At 36.4% G+C, this 5,642-nt stretch carries 4 protein-coding genes and 3 pseudogenes; 2 read left to right on the top strand and 5 right to left on the bottom strand.

Annotated features, from left to right (window positions below; all coding sequences use genetic code 11):
- From P375_RS12370 to P375_RS03325, 4 genes and pseudogenes are all read right to left on the bottom strand, one after another.
- Positions 1-99, bottom strand: a pseudogene (locus P375_RS12370) (IS1595 family transposase); the annotation flags it as partial.
- A gap of 40 nt (positions 100-139) precedes the next feature.
- Positions 140-415, bottom strand: a pseudogene (locus tag P375_RS03315) (aminotransferase class V-fold PLP-dependent enzyme); the annotation flags it as partial.
- Positions 412-1,091: pseudogene (locus P375_RS03320) on the bottom strand (thermonuclease family protein). The pseudogenes P375_RS03320 and P375_RS03315, both read right to left, overlap by 4 nt.
- A complete protein-coding gene (locus P375_RS03325; protein ID WP_081964383.1) occupies positions 1,082-1,999 on the bottom strand; it encodes an AraC family transcriptional regulator in 918 nt (305 codons plus the stop codon). Before P375_RS03325 ends, P375_RS03320 begins: the two are co-directional and overlap by 10 nt.
- A 146-nt stretch (positions 2,000-2,145) precedes the next feature.
- Here P375_RS03325 and P375_RS03330 point away from each other — a divergent pair, with 146 nt between their 5' ends.
- Both P375_RS03330 and P375_RS03335 read left to right on the top strand, forming a co-directional pair.
- Complete coding sequence (locus P375_RS03330) at positions 2,146-3,438, top strand: citrate transporter (RefSeq protein ID WP_039134356.1); 1,293 nt, start codon at positions 2,146-2,148, stop codon at positions 3,436-3,438.
- A gap of 12 nt (positions 3,439-3,450) precedes the next feature.
- Positions 3,451-4,374 (top strand): carbon-nitrogen hydrolase family protein, encoded by a 924-nt coding sequence (locus P375_RS03335; protein ID WP_039134359.1) that lies wholly within the window; start codon positions 3,451-3,453, stop codon positions 4,372-4,374.
- A gap of 112 nt (positions 4,375-4,486) precedes the next feature.
- Here the strand turns inward: P375_RS03335 and P375_RS03340 are convergent, their stop codons facing one another.
- Entirely contained in the window at positions 4,487-5,527 is a 1,041-nt protein-coding gene (locus tag P375_RS03340; protein ID WP_039134362.1) for an IS481 family transposase, read from the bottom strand.
- Between the last annotated feature and the right edge of the window lie 115 nt (positions 5,528-5,642).

A 5,642-nucleotide genomic window follows, 5' to 3' on the forward strand; every position in this document is an offset into this window, starting at 1 on the left:
TAGCAAATTTGCTGCCGTTCTTGCAGTAACTTCTGCGACAAAAAACTCAAGCAGTTTTTTCTGTATAGATTTCTTTAATTTACAATATGTTATCTTCATTTTTGTAGTATAGCATTGTTGCTAATCTACTACAGCCCCTTAAATTAAGTGAATGGGTTGTGCCACTGGTCCAGATCACCGCATCTCGTGTGGCGACATTAAAACGTTTTACCACTAAATCCCTTGCTAATTCATAACGTTGCGTTTGAGGAAAATCATATTGACTACGGTGAACCGATCCCGATGAACGATAAAAATTGAGCGTTGCATCTATCAACACCTTCGGTTTGAGTGTCGTTGCAGCCGTGTCTAAATATACCGCATCTGGATTGTCTTGAAAAAAAGGAAAATAGGAACGAAAAGTATGATTAATCATTGTCGCTGAGCCTGTCGATAAAGTTTATTACAAGGGATACCATCATTATTGCCATCTAGCTCTCGCCAACGGCATTGTTTAAAGTAGCGTTTCGCCGTGTCATAATCGGGAAGATCGTTACAACTTTTTTTACATTACAATCTATAGTTGCAAGCGGTGCTTTAGGCAGGAAGTTTTGCCAAAATGAATGTTCATCTGACCGCTTACTTGCACGCCAATCCGCAGGATTGATCGGATTTTTATCTTGCCATAAACCTATTCTTTGCTGTTGAGCGAGTTGCTGAGCTTGCAGATAGATCGGTTGCGTTTGGCGATACGCCCACGCCATTCCTCGCTGTACTTGAATTAAGTTAAGATTTTCACCTGTCTGATCATAAACCACTGCCAACAGCCGTTGATATTTATCATAGCCCGTGATCTCAAGTTCAACCTCTTTTTTAAATGCCAGTTGAGCTAATGATTGCTTCGCCCTATTACCAAAAGGCTGAGCCGATTCGGGAGCATCAATATATTGCAGGCGTACTTTAAGCTGCGTCCGCTTATGCAAACAGATTAAAGTATCGCCATCGTTAATTCCTACCACTTTACATTGCAACTGGCGAGCTTGGAGTTCGGTAAGTGGTAAGATACATAGCGAGAAAAATATAGTGAAGATAAATCTATACATTATTTTAATTCTCTTTTCCGATATTCATTAGGCGTTATTCCTACATTTTTATGAAATGTATCAATATAATAACTCACTGTACTAAATCCTGTATCAATTGCAATTTGACTAATGCTTTTATCAGAGTGAATTAATAATTCAATACTTTTATTGAGCCTATGTTCTAGTAGATATTCAAAAATAGTCATTTTTGTTTTTCGTTTAAATAAACGGCAACACTCATTTTTATTGAGAAAAATATGTTGTGCAATCTGCTCTAAAGTTATTTTTTCTGCATAATGTTGATGAAGAAAAGAAAGAATTCTTTTGATCTTTTGATATTCATCTTTACTTTCTATTGTAGTAAGCAAAATAGGGTTTAAAGCATTCTTAACAATAAGTGCTAAGGTTTGCATTAGGTTAATACAGATATCAATTTCAAAACTAAATGATTTATCGACATAGAACTGGTAAATATCTTTTAATTTATTGATACACTCAATATGCCACTCTTCCGATAAATCAAGAAAAATAGCTGATTGAGTTAAAGTATTCAAATATTTTTGTTCGATAACACTTCCTTTAAAGCTTGAGAAAAGTTTCTTATCAATATTGATACAAACATAGGTGCTTTCAGGATCATTTACCGCCTTTATAGAATGTATACAACCAGTATTGATGAAGATCCCCTGTCCTTCTTTTAAAATAAATGTTTGATCATTAATATAAAAATAGATTTCACCTTGCGTGACATATGAAAATTGGTATTCATCGTGCCAGTGCCAAATTACATAACCTAGTAAATTTTTAGAAAGTGTATTTTTATAAACTGCGAGTGGAAAAGTAAAATCACCGTGGTTAGTAAGTTCTTGATTAGAGCGGTCAATTTTAACATCTACAATCTGCATTCCTTTAACGGTCATATTTTCTCCCATCATCAATATATTGATAGATTTTCACTATATTATGATATTAATGGCATAATTTATCAATATAATGAAATTAATGGTCAATATTTTTATAGAAATGCTTGATGAAAGAGAGAATACTTCAAATCACTTAATCAATCATTCTAGGAGGATATATGTCTGCAATCATTATGGCCCAATCCATTATGTTTATCACCTTAATATTAATGGTTATTGGAAGAACACCTCTCTATCTTACCGCTATTATTGGTTCTACCCTCGCAGCTTTAACCGTAGGAATTCCTCTTTATGGTGGTGAAGGTGTAAGTATTGCCAAATTAGTTATTAATGGTTTAAATCCTGTTTTAGCTGATATGACAGGGATTTTACTCTTTATTGGTATTATGCATAAAACAGGTTTTTTATCTGTAATTATTCGAGACGTAATTAAATTAGGTAATTATGTTGGTGGTGGACCTGGCATTATTACTGCTGCAAGTATTGCCGCTGGTTTTATAGGAATGATGGTGGGATTTACACAAGCGGTTATTACAGGTGTTATTGCTGGACCCGCAGCATTAAAATTAGGCGTAAAACCTGATCCTGCCGCAGGTGCTTTACAACACGCTAATATTTTAGGTTGTGGCGCAGGTTTCGCTCACCCAACACAAGTCGCTATCATTACAATGACTGGTGTCGGTTTTGGTATGGTCAATGTATATGGTGCTATAACAGCTGCTGCAGTAATGGTTCTTGCGTATTGGCGAATGCATAAAGATGTGATTGCTTCAGGCACACTACAAAAATATAGTGCTGAAGAAATGGAAAAAATTCTAAAAGAGTTTGAAAGCCATTCAAGTCATATATCGTCGATCACTGCAATCATTCCATTTGCTATTTTAGTGATTGGCTTTGTATTAAAAATGCCAATTTTCATTGTTGGCTTCTTCGCTAGCCTAATTACGATATTGTTAGCCAAAATTAATCCTACAGAGGGAGAGAAAGCAATGGTAGATGGCGTACAAAAAATCGCTGTTCCACTCGTTGCTACAATCTGTTTCTTATATATGTCAGGAGTGATTAATAATATTGGTATTGCTGCATTATTATCTGAATGGCTTAAACCTGGGTTAGACACTGCACCAATTTTATTATTGTTCGGAATTTCATTACTTACAGGGATTATAACTCAATCATATTCCGCCTCTGCAGCCATTATTCTGCCATTCCTTGATATTGTTTTAAAAGCGGGTGGTCATCCAATGTTAGCTGCTGTAGCTGCCATTTCGGGTGGTAATTTAGGTCAATACTTTCTAACTGGTGGACCTGTTTCTGGATTATCTACGGTAACACCTGTAGTTCAAGGCAGTTCATTATTGTTAGCAAACCGTTTTCAACGCCCAAACATTGCGTTTAGTTGGTTAGTTGCATTATTTCTACTTATCACCCTTGGCTATATTTATCAATAGGAGAATTATATTATGACAAAAACAGTCGTCGCAGCATTACAAATTGGTTCATCTCAAAAAGGTAAAGCGGAAACATTAGCAAATATTCTTACATTTGAAGAAGAGATTAAACGTTCAGGAGCAAAATTGGTCGTAATGCCAGAAGCGCTTTTAGGTGGTTATCCAAAAGGGAAAACTTTTGGTACTTACTTAGGCTATCGATTACCCGAAGGTCGAGATGAATTTGCACAATATTATCAAAATGCAATTGATGTTCCTGGTGTTGAAACAGATGAATTAGCATTACTCTCCCAAAGAACAGGAGCAAATATTGTTATAGGTGTTATTGAACGAAGTCAAACCAGTCTTTATTGCTCAGCCTTGTTTTTTACTCCCGAAAATGGGCTTGTCGCTAAGCACCGAAAATTAATGCCGACAGCAACAGAACGTTTAATTTGGGGACAAGGTGATGGCTCAACTTTACCTGTTATCAATACGGAAGCTGGTAAAATAGGTGCTGCAATTTGTTGGGAAAATTATATGCCACTACTGAGAATGGCAATGTATTCAAAAGGAATTGATATTTGGTGTGCACCAACAGTTGATACAAGGGAAATTTGGCGAACATCAATGCAGCATATTGCTTATGAAGGAAGATGTTTTCTTATTAGTGCTTGTCAAGTACAGCCATCGCCAAAAGAATTAGGTATTGAGGTGCCTCAATGGGACACTGATTTACCTTTAATGCACGGAAATAGTGTTATTGTAAATCCAATGGGTGAAATTATTGCAGGTCCATTAAAAGATAAGGTAGGACTAATTAGTGCAGAAATTGATTTAGATGAGATAGTCAAAGCTCGCTATGACTTTGATGTTTCTGGGCATTATAGTCGTCCTGATGTTTTTTCGTTGGTGGTTGATGAAAGAGAAAAGAAGAACGTAGAGTTTAAAAAATAAAGAAAAATGGGGATATTCAACCGATTATCCCCATTTTTTATTTCTAAACTTCAGTTGTAGAAGATCAAACCTAATCTGACAGTCCCCGTTTAAAATTAGCGTGCCTGTCAGATTAATTTGAGCTTAAATTCTTTTCTGCCCAAATACGCTTTCCATCAAGTAATGTTGCTATTGGCGTTCTTCCACAGCACATTTTCCCTTGATGTGTTCGATGATGGTTATAATACATCAACCACTCATCTAAGTCTGCTTGCAATGTGGCTAAATCCCGATAAATTTTCTTCCGAAATGCCACTTGATAAAATTCTTGCAAGATAGTCTTATGGAAGCGTTCACAGATACCATTAGTCTGTGGATGCTTCACCTTAGTTTTGCTATGTTCTATGTCGTTTATCGCTAAATAAAGCTCATAATCGTGATTTTCCACTTTGCCACAATATTCACTACCACGGTCAGTCAAGATGCGTAATAGCGGCAACCCTTGGCTTTCAAAATAAGGTAACACTTTGTCATTGAGGATATCTGCTGCGGTGATAGCAGTTTTCATTGTATATAATTTGGCAAATGCTACTTTACTATAAGTGTCAACAAAGGTTTGTTGGTAAATTCTCCCCACACCTTTGATATGTCCAACGTAGAATGTATCTTGTGACCCCAAATAACCGGGATGTGCAGTATCAATTTCTCCACACGCCATCTCTTCCTCTTTTTTACGCTCTAGCGCTTGTACTTGGGCTTCACTGAGAATAATGCCTTGCTCTACAACCAATTTCTCAAGGGCAATTAATCTCTGCTTAAAATTGGCTAGATGATGACGTAACCAAATAGAACGTACACCGCCAGCTGACACAAAGATACCTTGTTTACGAAGTTCATTGCTTACTCTGACTTGTCCAAACGCTGGATTATCAAGGGCAAATTTCACGACAGCCTGTTCAACGGCTTCATCCACCCGATTTTTCAGATTTGGCACACGTCGATTTTGATTAAGTAACGCATCAACACCACCTTGTTCAACGGCTTGTTGATAACGATAGAACGTATCTCGGCTCAATCCCATCACTTTACATGCTTGAGAAATATTACCTAATTCTTCAGCTAAATTTAATAAACCTATCTTGTGTTTAATAAGTGGATTGTTAGAATAAAACATGAGAGTTTCCTTTTTTGTTTAGATTGAATTTTGCACTCATATTCTAAACGGGAAACTCTCACTTTTTATAGTGATTTGTCAGATCAAGTCTGATCTTCTGCAAATAAAGGAAAGT

The organism is Gallibacterium genomosp. 2 (genome assembly GCF_000771895.1).
Taxonomy (GTDB): Bacteria; Pseudomonadota; Gammaproteobacteria; order Enterobacterales; family Pasteurellaceae; genus Gallibacterium.